General features: G+C 72.0%; 14 protein-coding genes. 12 read left to right on the forward strand and 2 right to left on the reverse strand.

Features of this window, described 5'->3' with window-relative positions; translation table 11 throughout:
• Positions 1 to 2,178, reverse strand: a 2,178-nt coding sequence (locus ABD798_RS36440) for a hypothetical protein (protein ID WP_344886016.1), incomplete at its 3' end; no start/stop codon positions are given.
• Between ABD798_RS36440 and ABD798_RS36445 the strand changes: the two genes are divergently transcribed.
• The 10 genes from ABD798_RS36445 (at position 2,122) to ABD798_RS36490 (ending at position 12,984) form a co-directional block, all read left to right on the forward strand.
• Positions 2,122 to 3,156, forward strand: a complete 1,035-nt coding sequence (locus ABD798_RS36445) for a tetratricopeptide repeat protein (RefSeq protein ID WP_344886019.1) — start codon at positions 2,122 to 2,124, stop codon at positions 3,154 to 3,156. The two genes, ABD798_RS36440 and ABD798_RS36445, sit on opposite strands and share 57 nt — an antisense overlap.
• Positions 3,157 to 3,249: 93 nt before the next feature.
• A complete protein-coding gene (locus ABD798_RS36450; protein ID WP_344886022.1) occupies positions 3,250 to 4,254 on the forward strand; it encodes an HAD-IIA family hydrolase in 1,005 nt (334 codons plus the stop codon).
• A gap of 84 nt (positions 4,255 to 4,338) precedes the next feature.
• Positions 4,339 to 4,536 (forward strand): hypothetical protein, encoded by a 198-nt coding sequence (locus ABD798_RS36455; RefSeq protein WP_344886216.1) that lies wholly within the window; start codon positions 4,339 to 4,341, stop codon positions 4,534 to 4,536.
• A gap of 4 nt (positions 4,537 to 4,540) precedes the next feature.
• Positions 4,541 to 5,347, forward strand: coding sequence for a TlyA family RNA methyltransferase (locus ABD798_RS36460; RefSeq protein WP_344886025.1), 807 nt, complete (start codon positions 4,541 to 4,543; stop codon positions 5,345 to 5,347).
• The gene (locus ABD798_RS36465; RefSeq protein WP_344886028.1) at positions 5,344 to 6,237 is read left to right on the forward strand and encodes an NAD kinase; all 894 of its coding nucleotides are present in this window, start codon (positions 5,344 to 5,346) and stop codon (positions 6,235 to 6,237) included. The genes ABD798_RS36460 and ABD798_RS36465 overlap by 4 nt, the downstream gene beginning before the upstream one ends.
• A gap of 46 nt (positions 6,238 to 6,283) precedes the next feature.
• Positions 6,284 to 8,065, forward strand: coding sequence for a DNA repair protein RecN (gene recN, locus ABD798_RS36470; RefSeq protein ID WP_344886031.1), 1,782 nt, complete (start codon positions 6,284 to 6,286; stop codon positions 8,063 to 8,065).
• 195 nt (positions 8,066 to 8,260) lie between these two features.
• Positions 8,261 to 9,445, forward strand: a complete 1,185-nt coding sequence (gene steA, locus ABD798_RS36475; protein ID WP_344886198.1) for a putative cytokinetic ring protein SteA — start codon at positions 8,261 to 8,263, stop codon at positions 9,443 to 9,445.
• Positions 9,442 to 10,380, forward strand: a complete 939-nt coding sequence (locus tag ABD798_RS36480) for a copper transporter (RefSeq protein ID WP_344886034.1) — start codon at positions 9,442 to 9,444, stop codon at positions 10,378 to 10,380. Before steA ends, ABD798_RS36480 begins: the two co-directional genes overlap by 4 nt.
• 282 nt (positions 10,381 to 10,662) lie before the next feature.
• The gene (pyrG, locus tag ABD798_RS36485) at positions 10,663 to 12,357 is read left to right on the forward strand and encodes a CTP synthase (protein ID WP_344886201.1); all 1,695 of its coding nucleotides are present in this window, start codon (positions 10,663 to 10,665) and stop codon (positions 12,355 to 12,357) included.
• Positions 12,358 to 12,360: 3 nt separating this feature from the next.
• A complete protein-coding gene (locus ABD798_RS36490; RefSeq protein ID WP_344886037.1) occupies positions 12,361 to 12,984 on the forward strand; it encodes an NUDIX domain-containing protein in 624 nt (207 codons plus the stop codon).
• 378 nt (positions 12,985 to 13,362) lie between these two features.
• On the opposite strand, the gene ABD798_RS36495 is transcribed toward ABD798_RS36490, so the two are convergent.
• Entirely contained in the window at positions 13,363 to 13,827 is a 465-nt protein-coding gene (locus tag ABD798_RS36495) for a PPOX class F420-dependent oxidoreductase (RefSeq protein ID WP_344886041.1), read from the reverse strand.
• Positions 13,828 to 14,037: 210 nt separating this feature from the next.
• Between ABD798_RS36495 and ald the strand changes: the two genes are divergently transcribed.
• Both ald and xerD read left to right on the forward strand, forming a co-directional pair.
• Positions 14,038 to 15,153, forward strand: a complete 1,116-nt coding sequence (ald, locus tag ABD798_RS36500) for an alanine dehydrogenase (RefSeq protein ID WP_344886044.1) — start codon at positions 14,038 to 14,040, stop codon at positions 15,151 to 15,153.
• Positions 15,150 to 16,136 (forward strand): site-specific tyrosine recombinase XerD, encoded by a 987-nt coding sequence (gene xerD, locus ABD798_RS36505; protein ID WP_425549332.1) that lies wholly within the window; start codon positions 15,150 to 15,152, stop codon positions 16,134 to 16,136. Before ald ends, xerD begins: the two co-directional genes overlap by 4 nt.
• Positions 16,137 to 16,244 lie beyond the last annotated feature (108 nt).

Here is a 16,244-nt window from a genome sequence, read left to right on the forward strand (position 1 = left end):
AGCTAAGCCCTCCAGCGCCGATGGTACTGCACTCGTGAGGGTGTGGGAGAGTAGGACGCCGCCGAACAATTCTTCGAAAAGGGGCCGGTCCACGGTTATCGTGGGCCTGCCTCTTTTCGCTTTGTTCGGGAGGTTGTTGTGTTCGGAACACCAGATGGGCGCGGCGACGACCGCCGAAACGAGCGCGGCCGCGATGCGGGCCGTTCCGGGGGCGATCGACGCCCCGGCAAGGAACGGGCCGGGTACTCCGGACGCTCCAGCAGCTCCGGCGGAGACCGCCGTTACGACAATGACAGCCGCGGGGACAACCGCGGCGGAGACCGCGGCCCTCGCCGCGACGACTCCAAGCGCAGCTACGGCACGCGCGATGAGCGCAGCGGGTACGGCGACGACCGTCGAGGCCCGAAGCGCGATGACCGCCGTGACGACCGTGGCGGATATCGGGGCGGCCAGGGTCAGCGCGATGACCGCGCGCCGCGCCGCGACGACCGGGGCGACCGGAAGTGGGAAGACCGCCGTGGCGGTCAGGGCCCGCGTCAGGGTGGCTGGCAGGGCGGCGACAACCGCGATGACCGCGGACCCCGTAGGGACGACCGCGGCGACTCGCGGGGCGGCTACGGCGGCTCTGGATCTCGCGTTCAGCGTGATGACCGTGGCGGTTACCGCAAGGACGACCAGGGCGGCGAGCGCAAGTTCCAGCCCCGTGACGACCGTGGCGGCGACCGGGGCGGCCGTTCCTTCGTGCCGCGTGATGATCGCGGTGGAGAGCGCAAGTTCCAGCGCGATGACCGTGGTGGCGAGCGCAGGGACGACCGCGGTGGCGAGCGCAAGTTCCAGGGCCGCGATGACCGGGGTGGCTTCCGCCGTGATGACCGTGGCGATCGGCGGGACGACCGCGGTGGCTCGGGTGAGCGTCGGTTCCAGAACCGCGATGACCGTGGCCCCCGCGACGATCGGGGCGGCGACCGCAAGTTCGGCTCGCGTGATGACCGCGGCGGTTCCGGTGATGACCGCGGCGGTTACCGCAAGGACGACCGGGGCGGCGAGCGCAAGTTCACGCCTCGCGACGACCGTGGGCGTTCCGGCTCGCGGGACGAGCGCGCCGGTGGTGGCGACCGTCGGTACGGCTCGCGTGATGACCGTGGTGGTGAGCGGAAGTTCCAGCGGGACGACCGCGGTGGTGACCGGCCCTTCCGTCGCGATGACCGCCGTGATGACCGCGGCGGGAACCGCCCGTTCCAGCGCGATGACCGTGGCGGCGACCGGAAGTTCCAGGGGCGCGACGACCGTGGTGGCGAGCGCAAGTTCACCCCGCGCGATGGCCAGGGCGGCGAGCGCAGGTTCTCGCCCCGCGATGGCGAAGGTGGCGACCGCAAGTTCCAGCAGCGGGACGGCCGCGACGGCGAGCGGAAGTTCCAGCGCGACGACAGCGGCGAGCGCAAGTTCGGTTCGCGGGACGACCGTGGCGGGGAGCGCAAGTTCCAGGGCCGTGACGACCGTGGTGGGGAACGGAAGTTCACGCCGCGCGACGGTGACGGTGAGCGGAAGTTCACCCCTCGCGATGGTGGTGAGCGGAAGTTCCAGCCCCGCGACGATCGCGGTGGTGAGCGGACCTTCGCACCTCGGGACGGCCAGGGTGGCGAGCGCAAGTTCACGCCTCGCGATGACCGTGGTGGCGACCGCAGGGACGACCGCGGTGGCGAGCGCAAGTTCGGGCCGCGCGATGACCGTGGCGGGGAGCGCAAGTTCCAGGGCCGCGACGACCGTGGTGGAGACCGGAAGTTCGACCGTGGGCCTCGTGAGGACCGCGGCTACCGCGACGACCGTGGCGGTGACCGTGGACCGCGTCGGGACGACCGTGGGGACGGGCGCTTCCAGCGGGATGATCGTGGTGGCGAGCGCAAGTTCGGGCCCCGTGACGACCGTGGCGGAGATCGTGGTGGAGACCGTCGTCCGGGCGGCAAGTTCGGTTCGCGGGACGGTCGCGACAGCGGCCGCAAGTTCGACCGGAACGACCGTGGTCCCCGTGGGGGCGACGACCGCCGGTTCGACTCGGACGCGCCGCGTCTGCCGGAGCCGGAGCTGCCCGAGGGCATCGAGGCCTCGGATCTCGACGCCGAGGTGCGCGCCGATCTCCGCAGCCTGCCGAAGGGCGCGGCGGAGTCGATCGCGAAGCACATCGTCGCCGCTGGTCAGCTGATCGACGACGAGCCGGAGAAGGCGCTGGAGCACGCCCGCTACGCGCGGTCCAAGGCCGGACGCGTGGCGCTGGTGCGCGAGGCCGCCGGCCTGGCCGCCTACCACGCGGGCGAGTGGGCCGAGGCCATCGCGGAGCTGCGCGCGTCGCGGCGGATGGGCGGCGGACCCGGTCACCTGGCGATCCTCGCCGACTGCGAGCGGGCCCTCGGCCGGCCGGAGCGGGCGCTGGAGTTCGCGAGGAGCTCGGACGCCGCCCAGCTCAGCGCCGACCAGGCGGTCGAGCTGCGCATCGTGATCGCGGGCGCCCGCAGGGACATGGGCCAGCTGGACGCGGCTGTGGTCGCGCTCCAGGGCGACGACCTGGACGAGAAGCGGCGGGACCCGTGGAGCGCGCGGCTGTTCTACGCCTACGCCGACAACCTCGCCGCCGCCGGGCGGACCGAGGAGGCCGTGCGGTGGTTCATCAACGCCGCTGAGGCCGATGTCGAGGAGGAGACCGACGCCTCCGAGCGCGCCTCGGAGTTGAGCGGTGGCGCGCCCGCGCAGTTCCTGGTCCAGGTCCCGAAGCCGCCTGCCCTGGCCAAGGAGGACTCGCCCGCCGAGTCCGACGGCACCAGGTCCGAGGCCACCGAGACCGATTCGGCCGGCGCTGCTGAGTCCGGTGCGGTCGCGGCTGAGGCCAAGGACGGTGTCGCGACGGACGGTGCCGACAAGGACAGTGCCGACAAGGACAGCGGCGGGAACGACCGCGCGGACGCTGCCGGGAACGACGGCGCCGGGGACAGTGCTGCCGAGGAGGCTGCTGAGGACGTGACTGCCGAGAGCAGTGCCTCTGCGGACAGTGCTCCCGAAGGCAGCGTCTCCGGGGAGAACGTTGCCGGTGACCGGGCTGCCGAGAGCGATGCGGTCACGAAGAAGGACAGCGAGAAGGACGACAAGGACGACAGCGCGTCCTGATCGAGCAAGTACCGTGGTGGAAAGCCCCCGTACCCGTTGGGTGCGGGGGCTTTTCGGTTTCTGGGCGAGTTTCTGGGCGAGCATCGACAGGGAGTGAACGGCGTGCTGCTTGAGGACTACGACGGCCTGCTCTTCGACCTCGACGGCACCGTGTACCGCGGTGAGGAGCCGTTGCCGTCGGCGGCGGAGGTCGTGCGGGCGGCGCGGGAGCACGGGCGAGCGGTGCGCTTCGTCACCAACAACGCCTCGCGGCGCCCGGCGGAGGTCGCCGACCACCTCAACGAGTTGGACCTGAACACGGGGCCGGACGAGGTGAGCACGAGCGCGCAGGCCGGAGCGGCGTTGCTGGCCGAGCGGGTGCCCGCCGGGTCGAAGGTGCTGGTGCTGGGCGCGGAAGGGCTCGTCGAAGAGGTGCGCCTGGTCGGCCTGACGCCGGTGCGCAGCGCCGATGAGAAGCCGGTCGGCGTGGTGCAGGGCCTGTCGAAGACGCTGGGCTGGCCGGAGTTCGCGGAGGCCACGCTGGCGATCCAGGCCGGAGCGCTGTGGGTGGCCTGCAACCTGGACCTGGTGCTGCCGACCGAGCGCGGGATGTTGCCGGGCAACGGAGCGCTGGTGGCCGCCGTGCGCGCCGCGACGGGGGCTGAGCCGCTCGTCGCGGGCAAGCCCGCCGCGACGCAGCTGAACCAGGCCGCGGCCTCCGCCGAGCTGAGCAAGCCGCTCGTGGTGGGGGACCGGCTGGACACCGACATCGAGGGTGCGGCGACGGCGGGAATGGACTCGCTGCTCGTGCTGACGGGGGTGGCCACGCCCGCCTCACTGCTCGCCGCGCCCGCTCACCAGCGGCCCCGCTACGTTTCCGCCGGGCTGGAGGGGTTGCTCGCGCCGACCGCCGATTCGGAGATCTCCGGGCCGAGCGGTTGGAAGTCCACTGTGGACGGTTCTCGGCTCGTGCTCGCGCACGACGGCGGCTCCGAGCACGACCTCTCCGCGCTGCGGTCGCTGTGCGCCGCGTGGTGGGAGAACGGCTCAGGCACTCCGAAGGTGGTCGCAGCCGATCACGCGGCAGAGGCGGCTTTGCGTCGGTTGGCGCTGGACTGACCCGGAACGTCCGACGCATCGGATAGCTTGAATGCCGCACACCGGCACTGGAACTTCGGCACTCGATCACAGGAGCGCACGCCCATGACGCCAGAACAGCCTTATCGGCCCTCGCCGATGGCACTGGCCACTCCCTCAGCCGCGATGAGCGCCGACAGCATCGATGCCGCGCTCGTCGGCATCGAGGACCTGGAGTCCGTGCCGCTGGAGGAGCACGTCGGCAGGTTCGACGCGGTGCACTCGGCGCTGACCGACGCGCTCTCCGCGATCGACCGGGTGTAGGCCTGTGCCGAAGAGGGCGCGGCTGGACGCCGAACTGGTCCGCCGGGGGTTGGCGCGCTCCCGCGACCACGCCGTCGAACTCGTCACCGCCGGACGCGTGACCGTGCGCGGCTCGGTGGCGACGAAGGCGGCCACCGCCGTGGAGGCCGACGCGCCGGTGGTGGTCCGCGAGGCCGAGGACGATCCCGGGTGGGCCTCGCGCGGCGCGCACAAGCTGCTGGGCGCGCTGGAGGCTTTCAAGATCGACCCGGCCGGGCGGCGGTGCCTGGACGCGGGCGCCTCGACCGGCGGGTTCACCGACGTGCTGCTGCGCGCGGACGCCGCCGAGGTGGTCGCGGTCGACGTCGGCTACGGCCAGCTGGCGTGGAAGCTGCGCACGGACGAGCGGGTGCGCGTGCACGACCGCACCAACGTGCGCACTCTGACGCCGGAAACCATTGGCGGCCAAGTGGATCTGGTGGTCGCCGACCTGTCGTTCATCTCGCTGCGGTTGGTGCTGCCCGCGCTCGCGGCGTGCGCCGGCCCCGACGCGGACCTGGTGCCCATGGTCAAGCCACAGTTCGAGGTCGGCAAGGAACGCTTGGGCGCCAAGGGGGTCGTGCGTGATCCCGAGCTGCGAGCCGAGGCCGTGACCGACGTGGCGATGGCCGCGGCGGAGTCCGGGCTGGGCTTGCGCGGGGTGACGGCGAGCCCGCTGCCGGGGCCGACCGGCAACGTGGAGTTCTTCCTGTGGCTGCGCAAGGAAGAACCCTCTTCGCGGACCGAGGTGGAGGACCTGGTGCGTGCTGCTGTTGAGGCGGGTCCCCGATGAGCGCCCGTGAGGTCCTGCTCGTCGTGCACACCGGGCGCGAGGAGAACGTCAAGACCGCCAAGGACGTGGCGAACCGGTTGACCGACGCGGGAATCCGGCTGCGCATTCTCGGCGAGGAGTCCCCGGACCTCGATCCGGCTTGCTACGGCACGGTGGTCAAGCACGCGCCGGAGGCCGCCGAGGGCACCGAGGTGGTGCTCGTGCTCGGCGGCGACGGCACGCTGCTGCGCGCGGCTGAGCTGGCGCGACCGGCCGGGGTGCCGATGCTCGGGGTGAACCTCGGGCGGGTCGGGTTCCTGGCCGAGGCCGACGCGGACGCGCTGGACGAGGTCGTCTCCGCCGTGGTCGACCGCGAGTACCGGGTCGAGGAGCGGATGACCGTCGACGTCGTCGCCAAGGTCAACGGCATGGAGCTGACCAGGACGTGGGCCTGGAACGAGGCCAGCGTCGAGAAGATCAGCCGTGAGCGCATCCTGGACGCGGTGCTGGAGGTCGACGGGCGGCCGGTGTCCGGCTTCGGCTGCGACGGCGTGCTGTGCGCGACCCCGACGGGGTCGACGGCCTACGCGTTCTCCGCCGGTGGACCTGTGATGTGGCCGGAGGTGCAGGCGCTGCTGGTCGTGCCGAGCAACGCGCACGCCCTGTTCGCGCGGCCCCTGGTGCTCTCGCCGGAGTCCGTCGTCGCGGTGGAGCTGGACGCGGGCGGGCACCCGGCGGTGCTGTGCTGCGACGGGCAGCGGACCTTCGAGCTGCCGCCCGGCGCGCGGGTCGAGGTCACCGGCGGGTCGCTGCCGGTCCGGCTGGTCCGGCTGCGGCAGGCGCCGTTCACCGATCGGCTGGTCCGCAAGTTCTCCCTGCCGACGCAGGGCTGGCGGGGCCCGGCGAGATGACCCCGCGCGGCGGGCGCTGTCGGGGCGAGGGGCTAGGGTGCGGGCTGTGCTAGCCGAGATGCGCATCCAGGGCCTCGGCGTGATCGACGACGCCACCCTCGAACTCCACCAGGGCCTTACTGTCGTGACCGGTGAGACCGGTGTCGGCAAGACCATGGTGGTGAGCGGGTTGCACCTGCTCTCCGGTGGCCGCGCCGACGCGTCGCGGGTCCGCACCGGTGCTGAGCGGGCCGTGGTCGAGGGCAGGTTCAGCCTCGCCGAGAAGAGCCCTGCCCTGGCCGTCGCCGAGGACTCAGGCGCCGCCCCCGACGAGGACGGCAGCCTCATCGCCGTGCGCACCGTCAACTCCGACGGCCGCTCCCGTGCCCACCTCGGTGGCCGCACCGTGCCGGTCGGGGTGCTCTCCGAACTGGCCGACCAGCTGCTGGCGGTGCACGGGCAGAACGACCAGCTGCGGCTGCTGCGCTCCGGTGAGCAGCGCGCCGTGCTGGACCGCTCCGCGGGCACGTCGGTCTCGCGTCCGCTGGTGGAGTACCGCAAGGTGCGCGCGGAGTGGATGAAGGTCTCCCGCGAGCTGACCGAGCGCACGGAGAACGCCCGCGAGCTGGCCCGCGAGGCGGACCTGCTGCGGCACGGGCTGACCGAGATCGAGTCCGTGGACCCCAAGCCCGGTGAGGACGTGGAGCTGGTCGAGCTGACCCGCCGCCTCGCCGACACCGACGTGCTGCGCGAGGCCGCGACCGGCGCCCAGTTCGACCTGACCGGCTCGCAGGAGGCGGAGGGCGGTGACGCGCTCGGTGCGCTGGGCCTGGTCGGGGACGCGCGCAGGCGCATCGCCGCGAGCGAGGACCCGGCGCTGCGCGAGCTGGACTCCCGGCTGGCCGAGGCCGCCGCGCTGCTGGCCGACGTGGGCACCGAACTGGGCTCCTACCTGGACCGGCTCGACGTGGACCCGGCGGCGCTGGAGCGCGCGCTGGCCAGGCAGGCCGAGCTGAAGCAGCTGACCCGCAAGTACGCCGCCGACGTGGACGGCGTGCTGGCCTGGGCCGAGGACGCGCGGCAGCGGCTGGCCGGGATGGACGTCTCCGAGGAGGCGCTGGAGGCCATGGCCGTGCGCCGCGACGAGCTCGCGGTGGAGCTGGCCAAGCTGGCGGGCGAGCTGACCACGGCGCGGCTGACGGCGGCGCAGGAGCTGGGCGAGGCGGTGACCAAGGAGCTGGCCGGGCTGGCGATGCCGCAGGCACGGCTGGAGGTCGCGGTCTTCGACCGGACCGCGGGGGCCGGTGACCCGACCGCGTTGCAGCTCGGCGGGCGCGCGTTGCAGGCGGGGCCGGACGGGGTCGACGAGGTCGAGTTGCAGCTGATCCCGCACCCGGGCGCGCCCGCGCTCCCGGTGCACAAGGGCGCTTCCGGCGGTGAGCTGTCGCGGGTGATGCTGGCGATCGAGGTCGTGCTCTCGCACGCCGACCCGGTGCCGACGATGATCTTCGACGAGGTCGACGCGGGCGTCGGCGGGCGCGCGGCGGTGGAGATCGGCCGCAGGCTGGCCCGGCTGGCGCGCAGCCACCAGGTGATCGTGGTGACCCACCTCGCCCAGGTCGCGGCCTACGCGGACCGGCACCTGGTGGTGGACAAGGTCAGCGGCAACGCCGGGGTGACCCGCAGCGGGGTCCGGATGCTCAACCACAACCAGCGGGTGGTGGAGCTGGCCAGGATGCTCGCGGGCATGGAGGCGACCGAGTCCGGCCGCGCCCACGCCGAGGAGCTGCTGGCCACCGCCGAGGCCGATCGGGAGAAGCACCGGGCGAAGAAGACCCGCAAGAAGTGACCCCGCTTACTTCTCTAGGGAAGTGAGCGGGGCTCATGGAACAAAGGATTGCGAAAGCGCCACTCGGAAACGGGCGATTCTGGCCACAAGTTGGTCAACTCGCCGTAACCGCCTGTCCTTCGGGCGAGTGACCTGGGCAAATCGTTCCGGCGTGGCGTCGCGGTCTCGATGGGGTGTTTTGTGAGCATCGATTCCATGAAGCTCACCGGACTCCTCCACCGCAACACTGAGGCGCAGCCCGGAGTCACCGGTGTCGCGCGCGTCGACCGCCGCACCGGCGGTCTCCTCCGACGGCTCGCCCCCGGCGACATCGCCGTCCTCGACCAGGTCGACCTCGACCGCAAGACCGCCGACGCGCTCGTCGAGGCGCGGGTGGCCGGGGTGGTCAACGCCTCCCGCTCCATCTCCGGCCGCTTCCCCAACCTGGGCCCGGAGGTCCTCGTCGCCGCGGGCATCGCGCTGATCGACGGGGTCGGCCAGGAGGCGATGCGCCGGATCAAGGACGGCACCCGGTTGCGGCTGCACGACGGCGGGGTCTACGCCGGTGAGGACGAGCTCGCGCACGGGGCGCAGCAGACCGCCGAGTCCATCGCCGACCAGATGATCGAGGCGAAGGCCGGGATGGCCGCGCAGCTGGAAGCCTTCTCCGCCAACACCATCGAGTTCCTGCGCCAGGAGCGCACGCTGATCCTGGACGGCATCGGCGTTCCCGAGCTGTACGTGTCGGTCAAGGACCGGCCGGTGCTCGTGGTCGCCCCCGGCCGCGAGCACGAGCAGGACCTGGCGGCGCTGCGCAAGTACATCAAGGAGTACCGGCCGGTCCTGGTCGGCGTGGACGCGGCGGCCGACACGCTGCGCCGGGCCGGGCACAAGCCGGACATCATCGTCGGCGACCCCGAGGGCATCACCAACGAGACCCTCAAGTCCGGCGCCGAGGTCGTGCTGCCCGCGCAGGTCGACGGGCACGCGCCCGGCCTGGAGCGGATCCAGGACCTGGGCATCGGCGCGGTCACCTTCCCCGCGTCCTGCAACCCCGAGGACCTCGCGCTGCTGCTGGCCGAGGCGCACGGCGCCAGCCTGGTGATCACGGTCGGCTTCCAGGCCACCCTCGCCGAGTTCCTCGACCGGGGCCGCAACGGCTCCAACCCCTCGACGTTCCTGACCCGGCTCCGCATGGGCAGCAAGCTGCTCGACGGCAAGGCGGTCGCCACGCTCTACCGCAGCCGCGTCTCCCTCGGCGCCGTGCTGCTGCTCGTCCTCACCGCGCTCGTGGTGCTCGTCGCCGCCCTGTCCGTGACCAACGTCGGACAGGCCTACGCCGAGCAGGCCGGCCGGTTGTTCACCGACCTGATGACCTGGATCAAGGGACTCTTCTCATGATTTCGCTGAGATACCACCTGGTTTCCATCGCCGCGGTGTTTCTCGCGCTGGCGCTGGGCGTCGTGCTCGGCTCCACCACGGTCAGCGAGCCGCTGCTGGCGGGACTGTCCAACGACAAGGACTCGCTCGGCAAGCGCGTCTCCGACCTCCAGGCGGAGCGCAACGGGCTCAACGCCCGGCTGGCCGACGCCGACCGCTTCAGCGGCGCGATCGCACCGCTGGCGGTGCGGGGCCAGCTCGACCAGCGCACCGTCGTGCTCGTCACCACCGCCGACGCCAACCCGGCCGACCGCGACGCGCTGACCCAGCTGCTGCGCACCGCGGGCGCGACGATCACCGGAGAGCTGCAGCTCACCGAGACCTTCGTGGACCCGAACAAGGCCGACCAGCTGCGCGAGCTGGTGCCGAGGGTGCTGCCCGCCGGAGCGCAGCTGCCGACCGCGTCCGACCCCGGCACCCTGGCCGGTGGGCTGATCGGTCAGCTCGTGCTGCTCAACCCGCAGAACAACAAGCCGCAGGCCAGCGGCGAGGAGAGCAGCGCGGCGCTGAGCGGGCTGGCCAACGGCGGCTTCGTCCGGATCGGCCCGAACCTGCGTCCCGCCCAGCTGGCCGTGGTGCTCACCGGCGGTGCGATCGGCGGCGACGCGGCGGGTGACCGGGCGGCGACGATCTCGCGCTTCGCCACGCAGCTCGACCGCGCGGGCGCCGGCGTGGTGCTCGCCGGGCGCGGCGGTTCCGCCGACGGCACCGGAGCGGTGGGCGTGGTCCGCGCCGACACCGCGGCGACCTCGATCCTGTCCACTGTGGACAACGCGGATTCCTTCGCGGGCCGCGTGGTGACCGTGCTCGCGCTGCGGGAGCAGCTGGAGGGCCGCTCCGGTCGCTACGGCATCGCGGGCAACGCGCAGGCGCCCGCCCCGCAGATGGCGAACTAGGACCGCTCGGCAGCGGCTCCGACCACGATGTCGCAGGGGGTTGGGGGGTCTTCAAGACCCCCCAACCCCTTTTTTGATCATCGTTGACCCCCGCAGACCCTGCGGCCCCGCGACCTACCGGACAGGCCTCAGCCGCTCCCACCCGTACGAGGGAGGGGTGGCGGGCGACACGGTGGGCGGGATTACTGCTCCGTCCGAGTGAGGTGTTACCGTGAAACCCCGTGGATGGCCGTTCTGGCCGACCTCATCAGCTCGATGATCTGGACACCACGGGAGCCCTCCTTGGTCTTGCAAGGCCGTACGACAAAGCACGTTTTCGTCACCGGGGGCGTCGCCTCCTCCCTCGGCAAGGGGCTCACCGCTTCCAGCCTCGGCGAGCTGCTGACCTCCCGAGGGCTTCGGGTGACCATGCAGAAGCTGGACCCGTACCTCAACGTCGACCCCGGGACGATGAACCCGTTCCAGCACGGCGAGGTCTTCGTCACCGAGGACGGTGCCGAGACGGACCTCGACATCGGTCACTACGAGCGCTTCCTGGACCGCTCGCTGGACGGCAACGCCAACGTGACCACCGGCCAGGTCTACTCGGCGGTGATCGCCAAGGAGCGGCGCGGCGAGTACCTCGGCGACACCGTCCAGGTGATCCCGCACATCACCGACGAGATCAAGTCCCGCATCATCGGCATGGCCGCGCCCGGCGCCGACGACCGCGCGCCGGACGTGGTGATCACCGAGGTCGGCGGCACGGTCGGCGACATCGAGTCGCTGCCGTTCCTGGAGGCCTGCCGCCAGGTGCGCCACGACGTGGGCCGCGACAACGTGTTCTTCCTGCACGTGTCGCTGGTGCCCTACCTCGCGCCCTCCGGGGAGCTCAAGACCAAGCCGACGCAGCACTCCGTCGCCGCGCTGCGCAACATCGGCATCCAGCCCGACGCGATCGTCTGCCGCGCCGACCGGGAGATCCCGGACGGCCTCAAGCGCAAGATCGCGCTGATGTGCGACGTCGAGACCGAGGCCGTGGTGGCCGCGCCCGACGCGCCGTCGATCTACGACATCCCCAAGGTGCTGCACGCCGAGGGACTCGACGCCTACGTGGTGCGCCGCCTCGGGCTGCCGTTCCGCGACGTCGACTGGACCGTGTGGGGCGACCTGCTCGAGCGGGTGCACAACCCGCGCGACACCGTGCGCGTCGCGCTCGTCGGCAAGTACGTCGACCTGCCGGACGCCTACCTGTCGGTCAGCGAGGCCCTGCGCGCCGGTGGTTTCGCGCAGAAGGTCAAGGTCGAGATCAAGTGGGTGCCCTCCGACGAGTGCGAGACCGCGGCCGGTGCCGCGAGCGCGCTGGCCGGGGTGGACGGCGTGCTCATCCCCGGCGGCTTCGGGGTGCGCGGCATCGAGGGCAAGCTCGGCGCGATCACCCACACCAGGACCCGGGGCATCCCCACGCTCGGGCTGTGCCTGGGCTTGCAGTGCATGGTGATCGAGGCCGCGCGGGGGCTTGCCGGGATCACCGACGCCAACTCCGCGGAGTTCGACGAGGCCAGCGCCAACCCGGTGATCAGCACCATGGCCGACCAGGAGGACGTGGTCGCGGGCGAGCGGGACATGGGCGGCACCATGCGGCTGGGCGCCTACCCGGCCAAACTCAAGCCCGGTTCCGTTGTGGCGCAGGCGTACGGGGTCACCGAGGTCTCCGAGCGGCACCGCCACCGCTACGAGGTGAACAACGCCTACCGCGCGCGGCTGACCAAGGCGGGCCTGGTGTTCTCCGGCACCTCGCCGGACGACCACCTGGTCGAGTTCGTCGAGCTGCCGCGCGAGCAGCACCCGTTCTTCGTCGCCACCCAGGCGCATCCCGAGCTGAAGAGCCGTCCTACCCGCCCGCACCCGCTGTTCGCGGCGTTCATCGGCGCGGCGCTGGACTACCGGGCCGCCGACCGGCTGCCCGTCGAGCTCGCCGAGAGCGCGGGGGTCTGAGCCGTGGCCGCCGGTGAGCACGAGTTCCACGCCGTTGGCAGCAAGGACGTCTACGCGGGCCGGGTGATGGCCCTGCGCGTGGACGAGGTGGCCATGCCCGGCGGCAGCGTCGCCATGCGCGAGGTCGTCGAGCACCCGGGCGCCGTCGCCGTCGCGGCGGTCGACGCCGAAGAGCGGATCGTGCTGATCCACCAGTACCGGCACCCCGTCGGGCGCCGGCTGTGGGAGCTGCCCGCCGGTCTGCTCGACGTCGACGGGGAGGCTCCCGAGCTGACCGCCGCGCGCGAGCTCGCCGAGGAGGCCGGGCTCGCCGCGTCGTCGTGGTCCACGCTGGTCGACGTCGCCGCTTCGCCCGGCTTCACCGACGAGGTGGTCCGGGTGTTCCTCGCCCGCGATCTGTCCACTGTGGACCGTGGGGAGATCTCCGACGACGAGGAGTCCGACCTGGTGCTGCGCCGCGTCCCGTTGCGCGAGGCCATGTCCATGGTGCTCAGCGGCGAGATCGTGAACGCGTCGTCGGTCGGCGGAGTGCTCGCCGCGCACGCCGTGCTCAGCGGAGCCGTCTCCCCGCGCCCGGCTTCGGCTCCGTGGCAGGACCGCCCGCACCGCTGGGCCGCCCGCCGCTGAGGCCGCTCGCCGCCGCTGACCGCTCGCTCGTTCGCACTCCGGGCGGCGCCAACGGCTCGTTTGACGCGTTGAACGCACTGAACGGGTCGTTCAGTGCGTTGGGAGCCCTGAACGGGTCGTTTGGTGCGGTTGAACGCACTGAACGGGTCGTTCGGGGCGCGGGGCGGAGCGCTGTTGCGGGGTTCGCTGGTCTTCAAGACCAGCGAACCCCCTTCTTGATCATCGTTAACCGCCTCCTACTTGGGGGCGGCCCGGGGTTTGGCGTCGTTGAAGACCTCTGCGGCGCGGGTTGTGGGGTCTTGAAGACTGGCAAACTCCCGCGCGCCGTGGGCCGCTCTGAGTACAACGGGGTCTACGGCCGCGGCTCAGGTGGAGGGTTCAGGCAGGAGCGCGGTTCGGGGGGAAGCCGCCGGTGGCGATGGGGCCCCAGTCCTCGATGGTGATGCGGATGAGGCACTTTCCCTGGCGCCGCATGGCTTCGCGGTACTCGTCCCAGTCGGGGTGCTCGCCCGCGATGCAGCGGTAGTAGTCGACGAGCGCTTCGACGGCCTCGGGCAGGTGGACGACCTCGGCGCGGCCGTTGACCTGGACGTAGGCGCCGTTCCAGTCGTCTGAGAGCACGCACAGGGTGACCTGGGGGTCGCGCTCGGCGTTGCGGGCCTTGGCGCGCTCGGGGTAGGTGGAGACGACGAGCTGGCCCTCGGAGCTGACCCCGCACGACACGGGGGAGACCTGGGGGCGGCCGTCGCGGCGGCTGGTGATGAGGACGCCGTTGTGGCGCGGGCGGAGGAAGTCGAGCAGTTCGGCGCGGGTGGGGCGGTTCGCGGTGGCGATGCTGGGCATGGGCGGAGGCTAGCGGCGCGTTGAGCCGCGTGCTGGTTCGTGTGAGCGGGGTGCGGGGCGTGCAGTGTGTGCACCCGCGCGGTGAACGACCTTCGACTTGTCCGTCGAAACCGGTTGAAGACCCACCTCGGGGGCCTCGCGGGGCGGATAGGCTGCGTCCATCCGGGTGGCAACGGCGCCGGCCGGTGTTCTTCGAGGAAGGAAATCGGCGTGAAGGTCGGAGTACCCCGCGAGGTCAAGAACCACGAGTACCGAGTGGCCATCACCCCGGCCGGCGTGGTGGAGCTGGTGCGCAGGGGCCACGATGTCGTGATCGAGAAGGACGCCGGAGCCGGTTCGTCCTTCCCCGACTCCGACTACCTGGCCGCGGGCGCGAAGATCCTCAACGACGCGGACGACGTGTGGGCCGAGGCGGACCTGGTGCTCAAGGTCAAGGAGCCGGTCGCCGAGGAGTACCACCGGATGCGGGCGGGCCAGACCCTGTTCACCTACCTGCACCTGGCGGCGAGCAAGGAGTGCACCGAGGCGATCGCGCGCTCGGGCATCGACGCCGTCGCCTACGAGACGGTCCAGCTGCCGGACGGCTCCCTGCCGCTGCTGGCCCCGATGAGCGAGGTCGCGGGCCGGATGGCGCCGCAGGTCGGAGCGCACTGCCTGGAGCGGGCGCAGGGCGGGCGCGGCGTGCTGCTCGGCGGCGTCTCCGGCGTCCCGGCGGGCAAGGTCGCGGTGATCGGCGCCGGGGTCTCCGGCATGAACGCCGCCACGATCGCGCTGGGCCTGCAGGCCGAGGTCGTGGTGCTGGACACCAACATCAACCGGTTGCGGCAGATCGACTTCGTCTACCGCGGCCACCTCCAGACGATCAACAGCAACGCCTACGAGCTGGAGCGCATCTGCCTCTGGGCCGACATGATCATCGGCGCGGTGCTGGTGCCGGGTGCCAAGGCCCCCAAGCTGATCAGCAACGACCTGGTGTCGCGGATGCGCCCCGGTTCGGTGCTGGTGGACATCGCCATCGACCAGGGCGGCTGCTTCGAGGACTCGCGGCCGACCACGCACGCCGACCCGACGTTCATGGTGCACGACTCGGTCTTCTACTGCGTCGCGAACATGCCGGGCGCGGTCCCGCACACCTCGACGTGGGCGCTGACCAACGTCACCCTGCCGTACGTGACGGCGTTGGCGGACAAGGGAATGCGCAAGGCGCTGCTGGACGACGCCTCGCTGGCCAAGGGCGCCAACGTGATCGGCGGGCAGATCGTGCTCCCCGAGGTCGCGCAGGCGCACGGGTTGCCGCACGCCGAGCTGGCGGAACTGCTGGCGTGACAGCGGATCGGGTCGGCGGGGCGGGTGCGGACAGGGTCCCGCCCGCCCTGTCGGCCCTGCTCGCCGCCTACCTCGACCACCTCACCGTGGAGCGCGGGACGGCGCGCAACACCCTGGACTCCTACGGCCGCGATCTCCGGCGGTACCTGGAACACCTCGCCGCGCTCGGGGTGTCCGAACCGGCGGAGGTGACGGAGTCCCACGTCGGCTCGTTCCTCGTCGCGCTGCGCGAGGGCGCCGAGGGCAGGCCCCCGCTCGCGGCCTCCTCCGCGGCGCGGGCGGTGGTGGCGGTGCGCGGGCTGCACCGCTTCGCGACCCGGGAGGGCAAGGTGGCCAAGGACGTCGCGCGCGCGGTGCGGCCACCGGCGCCACCCAGGCGCTTGCCCAAGGCTTTGCCGGTCGAGGACGTGCTGAAGCTGCTCGACCACACCGGCGGGGACGACGCGCTCGGGCTGCGGGACCGCGCGCTGCTGGAACTGCTGTACTCCACGGGTGCGCGGATCTCCGAGGCCGTCGGCGCCGACCTGGACGACCTCGACGCGGTTGAACGCACGCTTCTGTTGCGGGGCAAGGGCGGAATGCAAAGGTTGGTACCGGTCGGCAGGCCCGCGCTCGCGGCGCTGGAGGCCTACCTGGTGCGAGCCCGCCCTGCCCTCGCCGGACGCCGGACATCTGCCGCCCCAGCGGAAAGAAGCCCGGCGGGCGCGGTCTTCCTGAACGCCCGCGGCGGGCGGTTGTCGCGCCAAAGTGCCTGGCAGGTACTGAAGAACGCCGCCGAGCGCTCGGGCGTGAGCACCGAGATCTCGCCGCACACCCTGCGCCACTGCTTCGCGACGCACCTGCTGGAGGGCGGCGCGGACGTCCGGGTCGTGCAGGAGCTGCTCGGGCACGCCTCGGTGACCACCACGCAGATCTACACGCTGGTCACGGTCACGACGCTGCGCGAGGTCTACGCGACCGCGCACCCCAGGGCCCTCGGGTAGACCGACAACCGGCATCACTCTTTTGGGTTGTTATCAACAGGTTGTGATGCCCTTGCTGTCATGGATCGCGCCTCGCAGTCCGATTGGATACGCGGCGGGGTGAGCGAG

Origin of the sequence: Allokutzneria multivorans (assembly GCF_039537405.1) — a bacterium.
GTDB lineage: Bacteria > Actinomycetota > Actinomycetes > Mycobacteriales > Pseudonocardiaceae > Allokutzneria > Allokutzneria multivorans.

Coding starts and splice junctions, on each gene's coding strand:
- ABD798_RS36455 (WP_344886216.1), top strand. CDS start 4,339: ATGACGCCAGAACAGCCTTATCGGCCCTCGCCGATGGCACTGGCCACT.
- ABD798_RS36465 (WP_344886028.1), top strand. CDS start 5,344: ATGAGCGCCCGTGAGGTCCTGCTCGTCGTGCACACCGGGCGCGAGGAG.
- steA (WP_344886198.1), top strand. CDS start 8,261: ATGAAGCTCACCGGACTCCTCCACCGCAACACTGAGGCGCAGCCCGGA.
- ABD798_RS36480 (WP_344886034.1), top strand. CDS start 9,442: ATGATTTCGCTGAGATACCACCTGGTTTCCATCGCCGCGGTGTTTCTC.
- ABD798_RS36495 (WP_344886041.1), bottom strand. CDS start 13,827: ATGCCCAGCATCGCCACCGCGAACCGCCCCACCCGCGCCGAACTGCTC.